The following is a 21412-nucleotide window of genomic DNA, read 5'->3' as shown; positions in this document are numbered from 1 at the left end:
TATTTTTATATGATAAAGGTATTGATATACCTTAATTCCTTAGTATCCCTAAATTCGAAAATCATATACGGAATTTCTTTTTTAAAAATGCTGTTGTCTTCGGTACCTTTGGGGCGATATTGACGCATGCTTTTTAAAAAAACGACCGAATGCAGAGGTAGAATTAAAGCCTGTTTCAAATGCAATCTGAGAGATATTTTTTTCTGGATAGCCGAGCAGAACGCATGCTTCTTTTAATAAGGCCTCATCAATAATCTGATGTGGAGTTTTGCCAGTAGCTTTTTTTACAATCAGAATAAGATATTTGTTGGTAATGAATAGCTTGTCTGCATAGTATTGTACGTCCTTATGCTGCAAAATATTTTCTTTTACCAATTCGTTGAATTTAAAAAAAATATTATTATTATCTTTTGGAGTTAGATATGCGTTGTCTTTTCTGTCTTCATCAATTAGGACTGCAACTTCCAACAAAATATTAATAATAATAGTACGAAGAATATCTTCTGTAAAACGACCATTCCTCGTGGTCTGCTGCTGAAGATATTCCAACAAATTGATTAAGTGTTTACTACTTGCTTCGTTGGAAATAACTACATTAAAGGTAGTTTTATTGAATAGAGACAGATTCTCGATAAAAAATGGATTAGAAATGTTCTTAAGCAGGAAATTCTTTTCAAAGAATAGAACCTTCATGCGGAAATCTTTGCTGGTATTTACAAATTTTATAATTGTTGACGGAGCAGATATCAGGAATCCGTTTTGGGATATATTGTAATGGTGATTATCAATTTCTAAATCAATACTACCGGAAACACAGATGCAGAATGCATAAAAATCCATGCGGAACAGTCTTTTTGGGAATTCAAAAATGAGTTTTCCTGAAGATATATAGTAAGGTTCATCACAGTGTACCTGATAAAAAGATAATATTTCTTTAATACTTTCGTAAGCTTTCATGGTTTCTTATTTAATGGATTTATATGGGCATATATAATTTTTAGCTTATGATTTAGCTCACTACAGTTTATCCTTTTTAATTTTTCGGACTTTGTACCATAAAACGCTATAGCTGGCAATGGCGCTTACTGTTCCTATGATTATCATTTTTATAACATAAGGATAGGTGAGGTCTACAGCGCCTTTTTCTATGATAAGTATTCTAAAGGCAGGCAGGAAATGTGTAAGCGGGATGATATTTGCAATGTGCTGAACCCAAACTGGCATTTGGCTGAGCGGCCAGGTAAATCCTGACAGGATAAAGCTGGGTGTGGCAATAACCATAAGGATTTCCGTAGCTTTCAGTTGGTTCGGGACAAGGATACTTACCAAAATTCCTATAAAGCAGACCGAGATTACAAAAACACCCGCTATTAGAGTAAGCGGAAAAATGTTTTCATAAAAAGGAATTCTGAACCACTTGGTAAAACCCCAGTACATCAGCCATATCCCGAAGCTCATTATGAGATAAGGCACGATTTTAACCAATATCAGCATAAATGCAGAACGGCTTTTTTGTACCAGATATTTGAAAGTGCCGTTTTCAAACTCGGAAGCAAAAGAAAGAGCAAGCCCCAATAACAATACCTGCTGAAGCACAGTAGCCAAAACACCAGGCCACAAAAAATACATATAGTTGGTGCTTCTGTTGTTCTTTTTTATAAACGTGGTTTTAAATGGCTCATACTGACTCATTAGCAAATTTTCCGGAACTCCTTGTTTACGTAAGGTTTCGACCTGTGTTCCTGCTTTGAGGGTTCCTAAGACCAGCTGAAGTGCTGATGAAGAATAATTTGCGGTCAATACATTTGCTGTATTGATTATGGTAGTGACTTCAGGATAACGTTTTGTCAGCACATCTTTCTCAAAATCTTTTGGGATAATAACGACGCAGGTTGCATCTTTCTCAATCATCAAACGATTGAGGTTTGTCTCGTCAAACTGCAGCCTTGCAACAGACAAAACTTCGTTGTCATTCATCATTTCGATTGCTTTCCGGCTGAGTGAGCTTTGGTCATAATCTACCACGATGATTGGTAAATCTGTCACTTTCCCTTTGCTGTAAACATATCCCAACAAAACACCGTACATCAAAGGAGCCCCAATAAACAAAATTCTGAGAACCTTGTTGCTCCAGAACAAACCGAACTCCCGTTTGATCAGATTGAGAAATGTTTTCATTATTAAGGTTTTAGCGTTACTGTTGTTTTGCTTAGGATATCGTTTGCTTGTTGGATGTTAATAGGGTCTATCAATATTTCATACAAAGCGTCCTGCACTTCATAATCAGGATATGCTGTAGCAATATTAGCATAGGCGCCTATTTGTTTTATATTTCTGATTTTCCCTTTGATATCCCGATTTTTGTAAGGTATATGCACATTGATTTCTTTTCCTTGTGCATAATTTGCCAATTGGCTTTCAGGAATAGTAAAGCGGAAATATATGGAATTATTAAGAGAACCTTTGAAAAGCGTATATCCTGGTAGTGCCAGTTCCCCCAGCTTCAATGTGATCGATTCTATTTTCATATCCTGTGGTGCAATGATATACCTTTCTTTTTCGGCAACCTGTACTTCTTCCAAAGCTCCTTGAGCACGGTCTTTTTGTCCCAACGCCATTGTTTGCTGTTCTATGCGGACCCCGTTTTTAACATCGGCAATTTCTGCATCTACGGCTATCATTTGTGATTTGGCTCCCTGATACTTTGCGAATACTTCATCATATTGCTGTTGCGGAACCAATGAATCCTTTACCATTGCGTTCATTCTTGCCAGGGATTTTTTTGCAAACTCATATTGCTCTACCAAAGCGGATTTCTTGGCATAGAGCTGTGCCAACTGATTGGCAGTAGCACCGTGTACACTCATCTCATATTGTGCCTGAGCAGATTTTACCGCTCCCTGTGCCTGTGATTTTTTTGCGTCTACTTCTGGGATTTCCAATATCGCCAATGTATCTCCCTTTTTAACAAGAGCTCCCTCGCTGATCAGAATTTTATCTATTCTGCCTGCTATTTTGCCTACTACTGCAATCTCTTCCCGCTCGGTTTTTCCCTGGATGGTTTGTGATACTTTCGGTTTATTCTCACAAGAAGCTAAAATGCCTGCAATGCTTAGTATGTAAATAATTTTTTTCATTTTGCTTAGTTTTGGATTTTAATAAAGTTTGATAATTTTCCCGATGCACGGTAAACTTCAATAGCAGCATTCCGCTGTTCAATCATGGTTTCTACTTTGTTTAAGGATTCTTTGTATATATCATTTTCCGCTCCCAGGCGTTCAGTGACGTTAATAAGTCCTAATCTGTATTGCTTTGATGCTATCTCATTATTATTTTGTGCTATTTTTTCCCTTTGGATCGCAATATCTACCTTATGTAACGTGGTATTGTATTCTACCTTGTTTTTTTCCAATTCCAGGTCTACTTTTTCTTTGGTGTCAGCCAGTTTATTTTCAACCTGGGCGAGTCCTATTTTGGCTTCGTCTATTTTATGTTTACGTTCAAATCCGCTGAAGAGTTCCCATTTCACGGCCACGCCCAACATCCAGTTCGGATGTAGTGTCAATTCATTTAGTTTCAAATTGGCGGTCGTATTTAATTGTTCAATCGGCACTTTTGTATTGGCATTATATAATGATGCATAGCTATATCCCGCAAAAGCCCCAACTGTGGGAAGAAGGCTTCCTTTTTCTTTTTTAAGGGCATATTCGGAGGCTTTTTTGAAAGATTCCAGTGCTTTTACCTCATTTCGTTCGGCTGTGCTCAGGCTGTCCAAAATAATGATGGGCTCCAACTGATGATTGGTTTTAAGAATTTCTTCTTCTGAAAGATTGGTGGACTGTTTTATCTTGAGTATCAGAAGTTTTCTTTTATTTTGAACATCTGCACGTTTGGAAGCCAATTCCAGAGTGGAGAGTTTGATTTTATCGCGGTCATAAGGAATTGCCAACCCTTCGGATATCGCCCTTTCTACTCTTTCTTTTTCCTTATTTAATCTTTTTTCGCTGTTATCGATGAGTTTTTCGGCGGTTTCCAGAAGTTTGAGACGGTCAAAGCTCCCTATGATATCTTTTATCACCTCATCTTTCTGATTTTCCATCATAAACGCTGTGCCTGTATTTTTTTCTTTGAGAGCCTTGGCTCCATTTAGGATTTGTCCGCCACTGAACAATACCGCTTTTGCGGTAATACCTCCATAAAGGATATTCGCATTTGTGCTGAAATCGGAAGATCCCCCAAAAACAGGATATCCTGTGATGGGTAAATTCAGGGTAGCTAGATCTAATTTTGCATCACTGCTGATGTAAGAATATAAACCTGACGCCTCGACCTTCGGGATATATTTGGCCAATATGCTTTTGCGTTCTAATTCTAATTTTTGTAATTCAAGATCTTGATTCCTTATTTCAGTGTTTTTTTTGCAATGCCTTTCCGATAGCATAATCCAAATCCTTACTTACAAGAATCTGTGCGTTGATGATAGTGCCGAATAGGATCAATGTAATGGCTAAGTTTATTTTTTTCATACCATTTCGTTTTGAATGTTGTTTTGAATATGCTGAAAGAAGTTTTTTATCTCCATAATTTGATTTTCTGAAAGTCCTCTGGTTGCTCTTTCGGTTACATTGTTCACAATATACATTACTTTTTCCTCTATCTCCTTTCCTTTATTTGTTAAATATATTAGATTTTGCCTTCTGTCAGTAGGGTGGGACCTTCTTTCTACGTAACCTTCTTTTTCCAATTGATCAATAAGTCTAGTTATGCTGGGTTTATCCCTGTGGGTAAAATCTACTATTGCCTGCTGTGAACATCCCTGTTGTTTCCATAAAGGTACTAGCACCGACCATTGTTCCCGGGTCAAGTTAATATTATTCAATTTGAATTGCTGAACCAAAAAACGGTTGAACAGTAGAGGTACATTGCCGGTAAGCAGATTGTATCGATCTTGTTCAGTTAATATTTTTTCAGCTTTCATATAAAAATTATTATTGAACAAAGTTAATTAAACAATAGTTGTAATAACAACTATTTATGTTAAATTTTTTTTAATCTTAATATCATTGAGATGACATAAGCTTTTGATTTGATTATTGTTAAGATAATTTGTGATTATTGAAAATAAACAATGGTTAAAAATAAATAAAAGCTGTTCGGAATTTCGGACAGCTTTTTGGGGATTAATTTCTTAAAGAAAAATATTTGTCAAAATAAAGTCGTTGCAAACTGTATTCTTGCATATTTGTTGGAAGGATTCCACATAGTGGTAAAAGATAATGGAATATGGGCAGAAAAAACTTTGATGTTTTTACTTGCAGAGAATCCGATATTCACAATATCGAAATCGTTTTTGCCGTTCCCATATAGAAAAGTACCTTGTCCAAGACTTCTTTTTCCGGGATTGAAAGCAAAACCTCCACCCAGAAATCCATTAAGCTTAACAGAACCTTTTGAAATCAATGGATAACTTATCTCTATATAGGTGGAATATTTGTTGCTGTCGTATTCGCTATTTTCATTCAATTTTACTTCTCCTGCATTGGCTCCTCCATAAAGCATGACATCTGCTTCAACTCTTAAAGGGAATTTTTCAGGAAACTGATAAGATGTTCTTAAATCAATGATATGCGTTGTTTTGTCCTTAGAGTAATTAAAAATATCGTCTGATGCAATAAGTTCATTGATATTCCTGGAGTTGAACAAATCCCAGATTCCTATAGAAAATCCTTTATCTGCATATTGGATATAATAATTAATTTCTTTGTAATGGGTTTCATCACTGTCATTGGAGATAGCAGATGCACCCCAGACTCCTAACTGTAATGTTTTCGATTTGTTGAGGTCGTACCACAGTTGTCCGGAAACGATTGGTTTGTCCGTAATAATAAGTCCTCTCCACAAATGGTTTGTTTTTATCCCCGCAGAAAGGTGGAGGTTGTCATTTTCAGCAGAAGCCCCATCATCTTCAGATGTCTGTGCCAGTAATAGTGTTATTGCAAACAAGCTCGTCAGCAATGTTGATATTTTTTTCATGGTAAATTTGATGGAATAGATTTAATGTAATAGATTGAATATAAGAATTGATATTAAAGCTCCTATAACAGGTCCTATTATTGGTATCCAGGCATAACTCCAGTTACTGGAACTTTTTCCTTTTATGGGTAAAATGGCATGCATGATTCTCGGACCGAGGTCTCTTGCAGGATTGATGGCGTATCCTGTTGTTCCTCCAAGCGATAATCCGATTGCCCAAATAAGTGTGGTTATTGGCCATCTTCCTGTGCTTCCCAAGTTTACGGCAGATCCTTGGAAACTCATAGCAACATAGAGCAAAACAAATGTTCCCAATACTTCAGAAAAGAAATTGAGGGGAGTGTTCTTGATTGATGGGGATGTAGAAAAACAAGCAAGCTGTGAGTGTGGTTCTGCAGATGTCTCATCAAAATGGTCTTTATATAGTAACCATACCAAAAATGCTCCTAGCATAGCTCCTGTCAATTCGCCTCCGATGTAAGGCAATAATTGGCTGGTAGTATAAGCTCCGTTTATCCAGCCTGCAATTACAGTGGCTGGATTTAGTTCTCCAGCACTGCCTAGATTGACAGCAACTAAACCTCCGGCGAATACTGCAAATCCCCAGGCAGCTGTAATGGAAATGATACCTCCGCCATTACCTCCTGTTTTTTTGAGAAGGATATTGGCTACGACCCCGTTTCCTAAGAGAATAAGGAACATCGTTCCCATCATCTCTGCAATAAAAATAGTTGACATAATAAATAATGATATAATAGTTTAATTTTCTTAGTTATTTAATGGGCTGTTTAATAATAGCTCAGTTTTGTTGGAGATTTTTGTTTTTATTCTTCCCAGTTTTTGGATCTTCCTACTGCCTTATGCCATCCTTTAATCATTTCGTCCGCTTTTTCACGCTCCATTTTAGGGTCAAATTTTTTATCTACGCTCCATTGTGATTTGATATCGTCAATATTATCCCAGAATCCAACAGCAAGTCCGGCAAGATATGCCGCTCCAAGAGCTGTTGTTTCCAATGTTTTTGGTCTTGTAATAGAAAAACCAAACAAATCAGCTTGTATTTGCATTAATAGGTCAGATGCGGTAGCACCACCATCGACTCTCAGTTCCATGGACTGCATTCCGGAATCTGCTTCCATTGCTTTTACAATATCATATACCTGGTAAGCGATACCTTCCAAGGTTGCTCTTGCGATATGCGCATCGGTTGTTCCTCGGGTAATTCCCACAATAGCGCCACGAGCATACGGATCCCAATAAGGTGCGCCCAAACCTGTTAAGGCGGGAACGAAATATACACCTTCTGTTTCTTTTACAAGATTGGCGAGATTACTAATATCAGGTGCTGTTCTGATGAGTTTTAGCCCGTCTCTGAGCCATTGTATTGCTGCGCCTCCGACAAAAACAGAGCCTTCAAGTGCATAGGTTACTTTCCCATTGATTTTCCATGCGATAGTGGTCAGCAGGTTATTTTTCGAATAAACCGCTTTATCTCCTGTATTCATCAGAAGAAAACATCCTGTTCCATAAGTGTTTTTCACCATCCCTTCCGAGGTGCACATTTGTCCGAAAAGTGCAGCTTGTTGATCGCCAGCAATACCTGCAATAGGAATTTTTGATGCAAATAGTGTTGTAGATGTTTCTCCGTAGATCTCGGAACTTTGCTTAACTTCAGGAAGTATAGCTCTTGGAATATCGAAAAGTTGTAACAGGTCGTCGTCCCATTGCTGGGTATGGATGTTAAGAAGTAGTGTTCTGGAGGCATTGGTTACATCTGTGACGAACATTTTTCCTCTGGTCAATTTCCAAACCAGCCAAGTATCTATAGTGCCGAAACAAAGTTTTCCCTGCTCCGCTTTTTCTCTTGCACCCTCTACATTATCAAGAATCCATTTCAATTTTGTTCCTGAGAAATAGGCATCAAGGATTAGTCCAGTCTTTTCCTTGATAGTTTCTATGTACCCTTCTTTTTGCTTCAGCTCATCACAGTATTTTGCTGTTCTTCTGTCTTGCCAGACAATGGCATTGTAGATAGGCTCTGATGTTTCGCGATCCCAAACAACAGTGGTTTCTCTTTGGTTTGTAATACCTATCGCTGCGATTTCTCTACCTGATACTCCTGCTTTTGCAATGACTTCTGCCGCAACGGATATCTGTGAAGACCATATTTCATTGGGATCGTGCTCTACCCAGCCTCCTTTTGGAAATATTTGGGTGAATGATTTCTGCGATAATTCTTCAATTTCTCCATTTTGATTAAAAAGAATGGCTCTTGATGAGGTTGTCCCTTGGTCAAGGGCCAAAATAAGTTTGTTTAGTTTTTCCGCTGGTGCCATAATTTGATTCTATTAAAGTTTAATTGATAATTTGAGTTTCTTTTTTTGGGGAATGATCTTCCAGTAAGTAGCCTTTTGCAAGCTCAATAAAATTTTTAGTTTCCAGTACTGCCCATTCTTCGGATTTTCCTAATCTCTGCGCCATAAATTGGGCAACATCTTCTGCAATATCAATGGCTGCACGGGCATCCGTAAACAAGAAACGGATTCTTCTGGCCAGTACATCCTCTAGGGTTTCCGCCATTTCGCATTCTATTGCCCATAGTACTTCTGCATAAGTAGCGTCATATTTCGGATGTATTTTTTGTTTCAGTGCAGCATCGCTTTGCTGTAGTTTTTTTATTTCAGGGATGTCAGATCCATAGATGTAAAGGTGGTCGCTCTGATCTGCGTGAGAAGCTGGAATATTTCCGTGAATAGAAAAATGATGCGTTTTACAACTTACTTCTGGCAGGTCTGCAACTTTTGACGCTTCATCAACAATTTCTTCCGCCATCTCTCTATATGTGGTCCATTTTCCGCCAATAACGGTCACAAGTCCTGAATCAGATATCATTATTTTATGGCTTCGGGATACTTCCTTGGTGCTTTGTCCCTCTTTTTCGGGAGCGGCTAATGGTCTTAAACCTGCAAAAACGCTGATGGTTCAGATGTGGAGTTACTAATTTACTTTAAATCATTATGAATAAACGGCGAAATCGATGTATTCACTGTAATTACAGCTACTGTATCAAGGCAGGAATAACATCACAAAATAAGCAGCGCTATCAGTGCAAAAAATGCAAAAAGAAGTTCATTGGGAAATATTCTTATCGTGCATATCAGAAAAGTACTAATCATAATATTCAACAGCTGATAAAAGAAGGAGTTGGTATTAGAGGTATTAGCAGATTACTTAATGTCAGTAAGACGACTGTACTAAAAAAGATTTTAAAAATCGCTTCTAAAGTTGTTAAGCCACCAATCCCTCAGAATATTACAATCGAAATTGATGAATTAAAAACATACACTCAAAGTAAAACCAATGAGCGGTGGGTAGTTGCAGCGTATTGTAGAGAGACAAAGAAAGTAATTGACTATAAACTTGGGAGAAGAACGACCAAGACGCTACAATGTATTATAGATACTTTACTTTATGCAAATCCAAAAAAGATATATAGTGATCGTTTGAATATCTATCCTAAATTAATTCCTAAGCATCTTCACAGCACAAAACGAAGAGAGACCAATCATATTGAGCGGAAGTTCCTTGATCTACGAACTCATATAAAGCGATTAGGAAGGAAGAGTATTAATAAAGCTCAAAGGGATAAATATACAGATGCTATATTGAGGATTTATTTTTGGGGAATTTCTCTCACTGAAAATAAGGAGTCTAAGAGCTTGTCTTATTTGAATTAGATCATGCTTTAAATATAATAATATGTAATCCACATCAATTTAAAGATTGATTGATCCCTCTATGTGTTTATATCCCCATTTCCTCATCTCTTTGATAATTGGATAAATGGTTTCGCCATAATCGGTTAAATAATATTCCACTCTTGGAGGAACCTCTCCAAATGATTTTCGTGTAAGAATTCCGTCTTTTACTAATTCTTCTAATTGCCGAGCCAGCATTCTTTCACTGATTGTGGGAAGAGTTCGCTTTAATTCTCCGAACCTGTTTCTGCCTTTTTTTATGAGAACAATTAAGGTTGTTTTGCATTTACCTTTTATTATTTGTAAAAATACATCGGATGGACATTTATTTTCTGTTTCTCCGATTTCGTCTATTTCAATTTTTTGCAATTCCATACATTTTTTCTTCTGATAGTCAGTAAAACTGTACTTTGTTTCAGTAGCTGAATTGAATGTAAGTACTTGTTTTACAATGTAAAGTTAAATAAATTTACTCAAAAAAGTAATGGATAATACGTTTAAAGCATTAGTTATAAATGAAAGTACAATTGGGTTTACAAAAGAAATTAAGGAAAAAAACTTGTCAGAGCTTCCTAAAAATGACCTTTTGATAAAAGTGAGTTATTCATCGATTAACTTTAAAGACGCATTGTCAGCTTCAGGTAATAAAGGAGTAACTCGTAAGTTTCCGCATATTCCGGGTATTGATGCTGTGGGAACTGTTGCTGAATCTAATTCAAAAAAATTTCCAATTGGAAGTAAGGTTTTGGTTACAGGTTTTGATTTAGGGATGAACACCTGGGGTGGATTTGGTGAATATATCAGTATTCCCGAAAAATGGGCAGTTCATTTACCTGCCGAACTAACAGAGAAAGAGGCAATGAGTTATGGAACAGCAGGTTTGACAGCAGGATTATCCGTTTGTCAAATATTGCAGTCGAGCACTGTTAATTCAGAAAATGGAAAAGTTGTTGTGAGCGGAGCTACTGGAGGAGTTGGAAGTATTGCGGTGTCTATCTTGGCGAAAATAGGGTTTGACGTACTTGCAGTTTCGGGAAAAAAAGAAAAATGAGTATTTAATCAACTCTTTAGGAGCGAAAGAAGTGATCAACAGAAATGATTTCATTGAAATGTATGATAGCAAACCACTTGCTAAACCTACATTTGTTGCAGGAATTGATACCGTTGGCGGAGCGATTCTTTCGGGGATGGTAAAATCTACTCAGTATGGAGGTATTGTTACTTGTTGTGGAATGACAGGATCTACAGAAGTGAATACGTCTATATTTCCATTTATTTTAAGAGGGGTTTATTTGGCAGGAATTGATTCTGTTGAAGCATCTTTATCAGTAAGAAACTTAATTTGGGGAAAATTGTCTAATGAATGGAAACTTTCAAATTTAGAAATATTATTACAGAAATCGGATTAGAGGAATTGCCTGACAAACTAGATGAGATTCTCACAGGAAAGGCAAAAGGAAGATACGTACTTAAACATTAATGTAATTTTAAAATATTCTTACAAAAGTTCCAAATATTCATTAGAGTAATATTGCAGATGTTTTGTTTTTTGATAATCCTGAAAGCGGCAATATTAACATATACGACACAGTCTGTATTATTTTCGGATTTATTTTAGATCGTAAAAAACATTGCAATTGACGCTGTAGCCATAAATATAAAAGTTACCCATAATAAACTTTTTGAAAGCCACCTGCTTTTGAATTCTCCCATAATACTTTCACTTGCAGATATTCTGATGATAAGAAACAAGAGAGGCACAGCAGCTACGCCATTGAGAACAGCTGTGTAAACAAGAGCCTTCACAGGATTAATCCCAATAAAATTCATACACAGACCAATAAGTGTAGAGATAATAATAACCATATAAAATCCTTTTGCTCTTGCAAATTTAAGGTTTAAACTTGCATTCCAGTTGAGGGCTTCGGAAACCGCATATGATGCCGATCCTGAAAGAACGGGTACGGCAAGTAATCCCAACCCAATGATTCCTGTAGCAAATATGATTTTTGATATCAAACCTGAATTTGGAAATGATTGTACCAGGGGTTCTAAAGCTTTTGCTGCATCAGCCGCAGTATTAATATCTGTTATATGAGCGCTATGCAGAACCGTTCCTCCAACCAATATAATACACCATGTTGTAAATTCAGAGATGACCATTCCTATACTATTATCTTTTCTCATTGCATGAATATGGCGCCATCCGATGTTGGGCTTTCCGTCTTGGATAAGACCTCTTTCATTTTCTTCTTCCACTTCCTGGGAAGCCTGCCAAAAGAACATATAAGGTGTAATCGTTGTCCCAAATACTCCGGTGATTATAAAAAGAAAATTGAAAGAAAATTCAAAATGAGGAACAATAGAGGCTTTTAGTATTTCTTTCCACGGCTGATCAATAATAAAAGCTGTAAGAGGGTAGGCAAGAAGTGATAATGCCAGCCATTTAAGAACTTTTGAATATACCCGATAACTGGTGAAGACCTCTAATGTAAGTATACTAACCGTAAAAAACAGCATAAGTATAACAATATCAGCAGGAATAATTAATTGTGCGGCAGCTGCCATGGCTCCAATATCCGCTCCGATATTGATCGTATTGGCAATGACAACCAATCCGACAGAGCTATAGAGTATTTTTTTGGTGTAATGCTCTTTGATAACTCCGGTAAGTCCTTTACCAGTAACCATTCCTATTCTTGCACAGGCTTCCTGCACGGCAGTCATAAATGGGAGCATATAGAGGGCTGTCCATAATTGACCATAGCCAAACTGAGCTCCTGTCTGAGAATAGGTAGCAATGCCTGAAGGATCGTCATCAGCCGCTCCCGTTGTCAGTCCGGGACCTAAAAGACCAAAGAATTTTTTGATTTTTTTTGTTTGATTTTCGACCTGATGTTTGACAGACATTGTTAATTGTTTTTGACCACAATATACTATTAATTGATTATATTTAGAGCTGCTAAAATAAATAGTTTTTGATAATTAAAAAGACCTTCCACATAGCGGGAAACCCTTTTTAATTATTATTTTAAATGTGTTTTATTCAAAGAAAGCTGTCTTTCATATTAATTACAGAAAGAAATTCGTGGATTGGTATTGTCTCCGCATTGAAACTGATATTTGCCTTGCGGATATTTAGGAGTGGGATTATCTGTAACTTCCAATGGAACCATCGATTGTCCGTTATAAGAAGGCATGGTAACCTGAGCCGCGGAACCATTACCTAAAGCAACATTTTTGGCATTGCTGTTTCCGTTGAAGCTGTAATCAATCATGGCATCTAAAAGACGATATACACCATAATAATCTAATGCATCAAAGGCTTTTCGGGAACTTGGCATTGCGTGATCAGTTACATAATTGTATCCATTAATGGTAGATGATTTAAAGTAAATAAAATCTTTTTCAGAGTTAGAAATATTAATGTTTTTAAAAATATCAATTGCCATTCTGTGATCGTTGACATCGTCCTCATCATAGACCTGGGTGATCATTTTGGTATTGGAAGGAAAACTCTGTAATTGCTGTTGGGTAGTTAATGAACTGTTCCAATTAAAGGAATACCACGGAGCCATGGTGAAAAGAAAACGTCCGTTTTGTCCCCAACCTTTTTCCGTAAATGCTTTATAGGCAAGATCAATAGTTGCCCCACCGCCGAAAGAATGTCCCATAAATCCTACTTTCTGAGTATCAATAATATTAGGATAATCTGTGGCAGCTTTTACGAAGCCTTCCCACAGGGTTTGGTAACGGTGATCAACACTGATATCTATGGTGCGATAAGGCACAAATACTACCACATAACCTTTCTTGGCAATAAAGTTATACAGCTCTATATTGTATTCTTTATCCTCACCACCAAAGGGATGTGAAAAAAATATAGTAGGTCTGGGAGAAGTAATTCCTTTAGGATAGAAAATTGAAACCTGTGTTCCAGCGTACTGGGGGTTATTAAAATCAATTTCAGCCACTTCAAAATTTCCGTCTGCACCATATCCTGATGCCGGTTTCTGAATAGGTCCCTGAAAGCTGTTGCCAAGTTTTGGCTGAATAGGATCAGCTTCGTCAGTGTCGTTAGTGCTTTGAGAGCATGCAGAAGTGGTAATAAACAAAATCATTACCCATGGATAGAATAGTTTTTTCATTTTCTTTTGTCTTTAATATGTTGAACCATCTGATCTTTAATTTCCTCATATTTTTTGTATTGTCCTGCATCCAGAATTTGGCTCAGGGCATTGGATTTTTCTTTCTGTAAAGCTTTCAGTTTTTTGAATTTAGCGAGTTTACCTTCATTACTTTGCAGAATCGGGTCGTTCTTTTGGGCATACTGAAGATTAAGAGCAGAGACCTGCTCAACCTGCTTAGTATTTAATGCTAATTTACTTGTCATCCACTCCGTCATCATCTTTGCGCGCTGTTCGGGAGTACTGTCCTTTAACTTTTTTGCCTGTGCCGTTACATTTGCAAATGTCATACATAGAAATGCTGTCACAAGAATGGGCCATTGTTTTTGTTTTAAAATCATCTTGGAAATTTTAATTTTTGGTGAAACAAATGTATCAAGAACGATTATTTCCTTTAAGATAAAAAAGGATGAAGCTGCTAAATTCCGGGGTGAATTCATTATTGATCCAGCCACTTTCTGAAATGCATCGCTTTTGCTTTACTGACAAGGATTTGTTCCTGAGGTAGCGGATGTATTTTGACCAGCAGTCTGCCATTAAAGAAATATTCTACGGCATCTACAGCATTCTTGTTGATAATGAATTGGCGGTTAGCCCTGAAAAATAGAGTAGGATCGAGCTCATGTTCCAGCTGTTCCAGGGTAAATTCCACTACATATTGTCTGCCATCGGCCATATGTGCGTATACGATTTCATTTGCGGTATGGAACCAATTGATTTTAGCCGCGTCAACAGGGATAAGCCTGCCACAGTAATGAATAAGGAAGGATTTTTTATATTGCTTTGTTGTATGTTGTAGCTTCTTTAGCAGAGATTCTGTTTTGTCCTGTCTATTTTTTGAATCATCAGCAATAAGGGTATTGTATTTAAGTAAAGTCCGCTGTATTTCTTCTGTGTCAAAAGGTTTTAAAACATAATCAATGCCGTTGTTACGAAAGGCCTCGATAGCATAATCATTATATGCCGTAACAAAAATAACGGGCTTTCTTATGTTTACCTGTCTGAAGATTTCAAATGATAACCCATCAGAAAGCTTTATGTCCGAAAATATAAGATTATAATCACTATCGTTTAATCTGAACCAATCCATTGCTTCTGCTATACTTGGTAAAGTCTTCACAATTTGGATTGCCGGGTTGATTTCTTTCAGGATATATTCAAGATTTCTTGCGGTTGCAGCTTCATCTTCGATAATGACGATATGTAAATTTTTTTTCATAAGAAGGGAAGCTTTACGATGAAATATTCTTTTGTCTGGAAAATCTCTATTTCTTTATGGAGTTGCAGTTTGTATCTCTCATTCAGGTTGGTAAGACCAAGCCCAGTGCCTTCTGTCTCACTGATGGAGGGCTGGAGATTATTTCGGATAATAAGCCATTTGTCTTCTTCATAAATCTCTACAGTTAAAGGATGTGAAAGGGTGGCTTTGTTATGTTTAACAGCATTTTCCACCAGGGGTTGCAGTGATAAATGAAGAATTTGTTTGTTTATACAATCTTCGCTGATATTGATATGAATCTGAAATGCATTTTCCAGCCGCATTTTTACCAGCTGTATATAGGATTTCAGGTGCTCAAGCTCTTTCTCAAGACTTACCAGATTGTTACCTGAACGAACCAGCGTATATCTGAAGATTTTGGAAAGATGGAGAATATAGTTTTGAGCCAGATTTGGATTTTCCCTTACTATGGCAGAAAGGCTGCTCAATGTATTGAATAGAAAGTGCGGGTTAAGCTGTTCCTGGAGCAATTGCAGTTGTGCCTTAAGGTAAGCGGAATTGAGCTGCTCGTTGATAAGGTCCTTATTTCTGCTTTCACGCATCAGAAGAATAAGTCGGATAACGACTGCAATCATGATACTGCTGAGCAAAAACCGGACAAAATATCCTCTAATTCTTCCTCCCGTAAGTTGGGGAGTCCCAAAGAGCAAAGAATGGATCATACTTCCCAGTATAATTGCTGCCACCAACACCAAGACATTGAATATATAGAGTCTCCAGTATTGTTTGTTTTCTCTAAAGACACTCAGAAACTTACCCTGGGACAGGTTAAGATACAGTAACAAAAGGCAGAATGCCATATTATACAAAAACTGGTAGCCATATTCCCCAATATTGAACTGCCAGTAACGGGCGATAATCCCATCACTGTTAAGGGCCATCAGTTTTGCAGAATTGACCATTAGTGTGATCAAAAAGGCACTGTAAAGATATATTTTTCTTTCATTCTCATTCATTAATACAAAGAAAGCAAAATATTAAAACCGATGATATAATAAATGGTTGAAGCGGTAAAAGTTGGTGGTGAAATAATAAATTCTGAAGACCTTATCGTAAAGATTCATGGGTAGCAATAGACTTAGAATATCACATATATTGGGGAATTGCCAACATTGTTCAAACGCAATTCTTATTCATTGACTTTATAGGTATGAAATAGATTATAGAGACTTTATCAATTTGCTGATTAGAAAGAGTATTATTAAGAAAATATAATAATGAAAAACCAATGATTGGGCTTATTTAAAATCGTTCTTAATGAAATATTTCATAATTTTGTTATAGTGAAAAAGCTGATTTCCATATTGTTGTTATCCCTTTATTTGGTTTCTACAACCGAACTATATCAGCTTTTGAAAATGCCGCTTCTCATTGAGCATTATTTTCAGCACAAAAACCTTAATTCTGAAATGTCGTTTACTGCATTTCTGAAAATGCATTATGATCATCCGGTTAAAGATAATGATTATGATCAGGATCAAAAGCTACCTTTTGTTTCACACGCAAGTCCTCTTTCTGTTGCATTTACCGTTAATCCAATTTTAGATCTTCATTTTACCGAGAAGGTGTACAATTCTATTGAGATCAAAAAGACCTTTTACAAAAGTGCGCTTTACAATAAGGAAATTTTAAATTCTATCTGGGAGCCTCCAAAATTTTATCAATCTTAATCTATTTTTCTCAATCATTCTCTGATTGAGAGTATTCCGCTTTGCCATAAAGTATCTGCAAAAGATGCAGATGTATTCATAGTGTGCTTCAGAATACCTATAACTTATCTCAATAATTAAGATTAATAATCAATCATTTATGCTTACAAAAATCATTGAGTTTTCTGTAAAGAATAAACTCATTATTGCATTGTTGGTATTAGGGCTTATGGGAATTGGTTCCTATCAGGTCACTAAATTACCGATAGATGCGGTACCCGACATTACCAATAATCAGGTACAAGTCATTACGATGGCACCTTCTTTTGGTGCAACAGATATAGAACGGCTTGTTACCTTTCCTATAGAACAGGCCAACAATAATATTTCAGGATTAAAGGAAATCAGAAGCTTTTCCAGATTTGGACTATCGCTGGTTACCATTGTCTTTGAAGATGATGTTGACATCTACTGGGCCAGACAGCAGGTTGCTGAAAGGCTCCAGCAGGTACAGGCTGTTATCCCGCAGGGAATAGGAAATCCCCAACTAGGACCTATTTCTACGGGACTAGGTGAAATCTTTCAGTATGTAATAAGACCTGAAAAAGGATATGAAAAAAAATACAATATCACGGAGCTTCGTACAATTCAGGATTGGATTGTAAGGAGGCAGCTGTTAGGTGTAAAAGGGGTTGCAGAAGTCAGTAGCTTTGGAGGAAAGCTAAAACAATATGAGATTGCAGTCAATCCGGATAGGTTGAATGCTTATGGAATTACCATTAATGATGTTTTCGATGCGCTACAAGCTAATAATCAAAATACAGGAGGTGCTTATATTGAAAAGGGGCCTACGGTTTTATACATTAGAAGTGAAGGTTTGGTCGGAAACATTGAAGAAATTAAAAATATTTCTATTGCTACAAAAACAAACGATGTCCCGCTGTCTATAAGAGATATTGCAGAAGTAAAGCCGGGTTTTGCGACCCGATACGGAGCCATGACCTTTAATGATGAAGGAGAAGTCTCAGGAGCGGTCGTTATGATGCTTAAGGGTGAAAACAGTAACCAGGTGATTAAAAATGTAAAAGAGAAAATCGCTCAGGTTCAGAAGACGCTTCCAAAAGGAGTCGTGATAGAGCCTTTCCTGGATCGAACCAAAATGGTGAATAATGCTATTGGTACTGTTGAAAAAAATCTTACAGAAGGAGCATTGATTGTGGTTTTTGTTCTTGTATTATTCCTTGGGAATATAAGAGCCGGTTTATTGGTGGCTTCAGTGATTCCTCTTGCTATGTTATTTGCAATTTGTATGATGAACCTTTTTGGAGTCAGCGGGAACCTTATGAGCCTTGGGGCTTTGGATTTCGGGCTTATTATTGATGGGGCAGTTATTATTGTGGAATCTGTTCTGCATCAGTTGACCCATAATTCAAAATTCAAAAGAATGTTTTCTGTAGGCAAATCAGAAATGGATGCTGTAGTTATTGATTCTGCCGGAAAGATGATGAACAGTGCTGTTTTTGGACAGATTATTATTCTGATTGTTTATCTGCCAATTCTTACCCTGCAGGGAATTGAAGGGAAAATGTTCAAACCCATGGCACAGACCGTAGCTTTTGCGCTGCTAGGAGCATTTTTACTTTCACTGACCTATATTCCGATGATGAGTGCGGTATTGCTGAGAAAAAGAAGTAATAAACCTACTTTATCAGACAGCATGATGAAAAAGGTAGAGAAGATCTATCTTGAAGTTTTGCTCAAACTTCTCAGAGTACCCAAAATAGTTTTTGGGGTAGTGGCAGTCTTATTTATAACAGCCGTTTTCATTTTATCCAAAATGGGGGGCGAATTTATTCCTTCCCTTGAAGAAGGAGATTTTGCCGTAGACACAAGAGTGCTTCCGGGAAGTAATTTGACCACAACAATTGAAAGTACCCAAAAAGCAGCACATATTCTCAAATCAAGATTTCCCGAGGTGCAGAAGGTCGTTACAAAGATCGGGAGCGGGGAAGTACCTACAGACCCAATGCCGATGGATGCTTCTGATATGATGGTTATCCTGAAAGATAAAAAAGAATGGACCTCTGCCTCTACTTTTCCCGAATTAGCGGATAAAATGGGGAAACAGCTTCAGGAAGTACCCGGAATTACAGCCAGCTTTCAATATCCTGTGCAGATGCGTTTTAATGAATTGATGACCGGAGCAAGACAGGATGTAGTAGTGAAAATTTTTGGTGATGATCTGGATGTTCTTTCCCGGAATGCTCAGAAACTTGGTAAAATTATAGAAACTGTTGAAGGAACACAGAATCTTTACATCGAACCTATTTCCGGGATGCCTCAGGTAATTATAGAATACAACCGCCCTTTAATTGCCCAGTACCACCTATCTGTTGCAGATATTAACAGAATTGTCAATACGGCATTTGCCGGACAAAGTACAGGGCTGGTTTTTGAAGGTGAAAAACGCTTCGATATGGTAGTACGCCTCGATACCAAATACCGGAAAAATGTTACCGATATTAAGAATCTTTTGGTTCCCACACCTTTTGGAAATCAGATTCCGCTGTCTCAGCTTGCCAAAGTGGAAGTGAAGAATGGTCCCAACCAGATTCAGAGAGAAAATGCCCAAAGAAGAATTGTCGTAGGTTTTAATATAAAGGACAGGGATGTACAAAGCATTGTTGAAGAGCTGCAGGGAAAAGTAGATCAGAAAATAAAGCTCCCTACGGGTTACTATATGACCTATGGAGGGTCTTTTGAGAACCTCAACAATGCCAAACAGCGCCTCATGATTGCGGTTCCTATTGCACTTGCCCTTATTTTTGTAATGTTGTTTTTTGCATTTAAATCTGTAAAAGAAAGCTTACTTATTTATACTGCAATTCCTCTTTCCATCATCGGAGGAGTATTTTTTCTGGCCCTGAGAGGAATGCCTTTCAGTATCAGTGCCGGAGTAGGGTTTATTGCACTTTTTGGAGTAGCTGTGCTGAACGGAATTGTTTTAATATCTGAGTTTAACCGTCTTTACAAAAGCGGAATGAGAAATATTGTAAGAATTGTTATTGACGGAGGAGAATCACGTCTCCGCCCGGTCCTTATGACCGCCTTTGTTGCCTCGCTGGGCTTTATCCCGATGGCATTGAGTAACGGGGCCGGAGCCGAAGTACAGCGGCCACTGGCTACAGTTGTTATCGGAGGATTAATAGTGGCAACCTTCCTTACTCTGTTTGTTTTACCATTGCTTTATGTAAATATTGAAAAAGGAATCAAAATGAAAAAAATGAAAAACAGAAATATAGCTTCCGTATTGGTATTTTTATTCTGTTTTATTGGTCTTGAAGTAAAATCCCAAACCCCTGTTACTTTGGAGGAAGCTGTTGATGTCGCTTTGAAAAATAATAGGATTATTAAAAATGAAAAATTAAAATCCGAGTATTCAAAGGCACTTGTCAGATCAGCATCAGATATTCCTCAGACAGGAGTTACGATGGACTATGGGCAAATCAACAGTGCCCTGACAGATATGAAATTCGGTATTTCTCAGAATATAGCATTTCCTACTGTATATAAAAAACAGAAGAATCTTTATACGGAAGAATGGAAAAAGTCTCTGCTTAATGTTTCCCTTAAAGAATATGAGCTAAAGAAAGCCGTAAGCCTTACTTTTTATAATATTCTCTATTGGAAAGAAAAAGAAAAGCTTCTGCAGGAAACATTAAAGCTGTATACCGACTTTCTGGATAAAGCAAGCATTCGTCTGAAAGCAGGAGAAAGTAATATTTTGGAAAAAACAACTGCTTCCAACCAGAAATCTGCTATTGAAATACAGCTGAAGCAGCTGAATCAGGAGCTTTCAGTTTTGAAATATCAGCTGCAATGGCTTTTGAATACTGAAACAGATTTTGTTCCTGAAGATAAGAAGTTATTTAGCAGAGGACTTAAAGAAGAGCTGAGTTCACATCCTGTGATCCAGGTATTGCAGCAGCTGAAAAAAGTTTCCGAACAGCAGACAGCTCTTGAAAAAGCTAAGCTGCTTCCGGGATTGCAGCTTGCTTACAATCTTAACAGTTTTAAAGGAACGGGGGCTGATGACAAAGTGTACGGCTCTGCACCACAATTTCATTCCGTACAGCTGGGTGTTTCGGTTCCTGTTTTTTCAGGCGGACAGAAAGCCAGAATTCAGGCTGCTAAAATTGCAGAATCAGTTGCTGAAAATGATATTGCCAATATGGAATTCAACCTGCAGAATCAGCGTAAAAAAGCATCCGGGATTTATCAGACTAATCTTGACATTGTTTCCCGCTATGAAAGCACAGAACTTAAAAACGCCGATGTTATCACTGAAACAGCTAAAAAACAGTTTCTTGCCGGAGAGATCAATTACCTCGAATTTGTAATATTGGTCAATCAGGCAGTCACCTTAAAAAACAGTTATACCGATGCAGTCTGGAAACTGAATCAGAGTGCTATAGAATTGGAATATCTTACTTTAAACCCATAATA

General features: G+C 37.3%; 20 protein-coding genes. 5 read left to right on the top strand and 15 right to left on the bottom strand.

What is annotated here, in order from left to right; translation table 11 throughout:
• Positions 1-81: 81 nt before the first annotated feature.
• The 9 genes from EL165_RS06420 to EL165_RS06380 all read right to left on the bottom strand — a co-directional run bounded on the left by EL165_RS06420 (position 82) and on the right by EL165_RS06380 (position 8925).
• On the bottom strand, positions 82-957 hold the full coding sequence (locus EL165_RS06420; protein WP_002978568.1) for a helix-turn-helix domain-containing protein: 876 nt from the start codon (positions 955-957) through the stop codon (positions 82-84).
• Between the two features lie 60 nt (positions 958-1017).
• Positions 1018-2178: an ABC transporter permease gene (locus EL165_RS06415; protein ID WP_002978569.1), complete on the bottom strand. Its 1161-nt coding sequence runs from the start codon at positions 2176-2178 to the stop codon at positions 1018-1020.
• A 2-nt stretch (positions 2179-2180) separates the two neighbouring features.
• Positions 2181-3137, bottom strand: coding sequence for an HlyD family secretion protein (locus tag EL165_RS06410; protein WP_002978570.1), 957 nt, complete (start codon positions 3135-3137; stop codon positions 2181-2183).
• 5 nt (positions 3138-3142) lie between these two features.
• Positions 3143-4351, bottom strand: a complete 1209-nt coding sequence (locus EL165_RS06405; RefSeq protein ID WP_488154037.1) for a TolC family protein — start codon at positions 4349-4351, stop codon at positions 3143-3145.
• A 171-nt stretch (positions 4352-4522) separates the two neighbouring features.
• Positions 4523-4978, bottom strand: a complete 456-nt coding sequence (locus EL165_RS06400; protein WP_002978572.1) for a MarR family winged helix-turn-helix transcriptional regulator — start codon at positions 4976-4978, stop codon at positions 4523-4525.
• 227 nt (positions 4979-5205) lie between these two features.
• The gene (locus tag EL165_RS06395; protein WP_002978573.1) at positions 5206-6033 is read right to left on the bottom strand and encodes a hypothetical protein; all 828 of its coding nucleotides are present in this window, start codon (positions 6031-6033) and stop codon (positions 5206-5208) included.
• A gap of 21 nt (positions 6034-6054) precedes the next feature.
• Positions 6055-6771 (bottom strand): MIP/aquaporin family protein, encoded by a 717-nt coding sequence (locus EL165_RS06390; protein ID WP_002978574.1) that lies wholly within the window; start codon positions 6769-6771, stop codon positions 6055-6057.
• An 86-nt stretch (positions 6772-6857) separates the two neighbouring features.
• On the bottom strand, positions 6858-8369 hold the full coding sequence (gene glpK, locus EL165_RS06385; RefSeq protein ID WP_002978575.1) for a glycerol kinase GlpK: 1512 nt from the start codon (positions 8367-8369) through the stop codon (positions 6858-6860).
• A 19-nt stretch (positions 8370-8388) separates the two neighbouring features.
• Complete coding sequence (locus EL165_RS06380; RefSeq protein WP_002978576.1) at positions 8389-8925, bottom strand: glycerol-3-phosphate dehydrogenase C-terminal domain-containing protein; 537 nt, start codon at positions 8923-8925, stop codon at positions 8389-8391.
• A gap of 125 nt (positions 8926-9050) precedes the next feature.
• Between EL165_RS06380 and EL165_RS06375 the strand changes: the two genes are divergently transcribed.
• Entirely contained in the window at positions 9051-9770 is a 720-nt protein-coding gene (locus EL165_RS06375) for an IS1 family transposase (RefSeq protein WP_002978577.1), read from the top strand.
• Between the two features lie 39 nt (positions 9771-9809).
• Here EL165_RS06375 and EL165_RS06370 read toward each other — a convergent pair whose 3' ends face one another.
• Positions 9810-10166, bottom strand: coding sequence for a winged helix-turn-helix transcriptional regulator (locus tag EL165_RS06370; RefSeq protein WP_002978578.1), 357 nt, complete (start codon positions 10164-10166; stop codon positions 9810-9812).
• 109 nt (positions 10167-10275) lie between these two features.
• Between EL165_RS06370 and EL165_RS26095 the strand changes: the two genes are divergently transcribed.
• Complete coding sequence (locus tag EL165_RS26095; protein WP_002978579.1) at positions 10276-10842, top strand: alcohol dehydrogenase catalytic domain-containing protein; 567 nt, start codon at positions 10276-10278, stop codon at positions 10840-10842.
• Positions 10814-11200 (top strand): MDR/zinc-dependent alcohol dehydrogenase-like family protein, encoded by a 387-nt coding sequence (locus EL165_RS26090; protein ID WP_002978580.1) that lies wholly within the window; start codon positions 10814-10816, stop codon positions 11198-11200. The genes EL165_RS26095 and EL165_RS26090 overlap by 29 nt, the downstream gene beginning before the upstream one ends.
• A 205-nt stretch (positions 11201-11405) precedes the next feature.
• Here the strand turns inward: EL165_RS26090 and EL165_RS06360 are convergent, their stop codons facing one another.
• The 5 genes from EL165_RS06360 to EL165_RS06340 all read right to left on the bottom strand — a co-directional run bounded on the left by EL165_RS06360 (position 11406) and on the right by EL165_RS06340 (position 16213).
• Positions 11406-12701 (bottom strand): NRAMP family divalent metal transporter, encoded by a 1296-nt coding sequence (locus EL165_RS06360; protein WP_002978581.1) that lies wholly within the window; start codon positions 12699-12701, stop codon positions 11406-11408.
• 158 nt (positions 12702-12859) lie between these two features.
• Positions 12860-13939, bottom strand: a complete 1080-nt coding sequence (locus EL165_RS06355) for an alpha/beta hydrolase (protein ID WP_002978582.1) — start codon at positions 13937-13939, stop codon at positions 12860-12862.
• The gene (locus tag EL165_RS06350) at positions 13936-14319 is read right to left on the bottom strand and encodes a DUF4890 domain-containing protein (protein ID WP_041461718.1); all 384 of its coding nucleotides are present in this window, start codon (positions 14317-14319) and stop codon (positions 13936-13938) included. Before EL165_RS06350 ends, EL165_RS06355 begins: the two co-directional genes overlap by 4 nt.
• A 98-nt stretch (positions 14320-14417) precedes the next feature.
• Complete coding sequence (locus EL165_RS06345) at positions 14418-15197, bottom strand: LytR/AlgR family response regulator transcription factor (RefSeq protein WP_002978584.1); 780 nt, start codon at positions 15195-15197, stop codon at positions 14418-14420.
• Positions 15194-16213, bottom strand: coding sequence for a sensor histidine kinase (locus EL165_RS06340; RefSeq protein WP_002978585.1), 1020 nt, complete (start codon positions 16211-16213; stop codon positions 15194-15196). Before EL165_RS06340 ends, EL165_RS06345 begins: the two co-directional genes overlap by 4 nt.
• Before the next feature lie 327 nt (positions 16214-16540).
• On the opposite strand from EL165_RS06340, the gene EL165_RS06335 reads away from it, so the two are divergent.
• Together EL165_RS06335 and EL165_RS06330 are read left to right on the top strand one after the other, a co-directional pair.
• A complete protein-coding gene (locus EL165_RS06335; protein ID WP_041461445.1) occupies positions 16541-16927 on the top strand; it encodes a hypothetical protein in 387 nt (128 codons plus the stop codon).
• 139 nt (positions 16928-17066) lie between these two features.
• Entirely contained in the window at positions 17067-21410 is a 4344-nt protein-coding gene (locus tag EL165_RS06330; protein ID WP_002978587.1) for a CusA/CzcA family heavy metal efflux RND transporter, read from the top strand.
• Positions 21411-21412 lie beyond the last annotated feature (2 nt).

Origin of the sequence: Chryseobacterium gleum (assembly GCF_900636535.1) — a bacterium.
Taxonomy (GTDB): Bacteria; Bacteroidota; Bacteroidia; order Flavobacteriales; family Weeksellaceae; genus Chryseobacterium; species Chryseobacterium gleum.
This window is presented reverse-complemented; position numbering and strand designations above follow the sequence as displayed.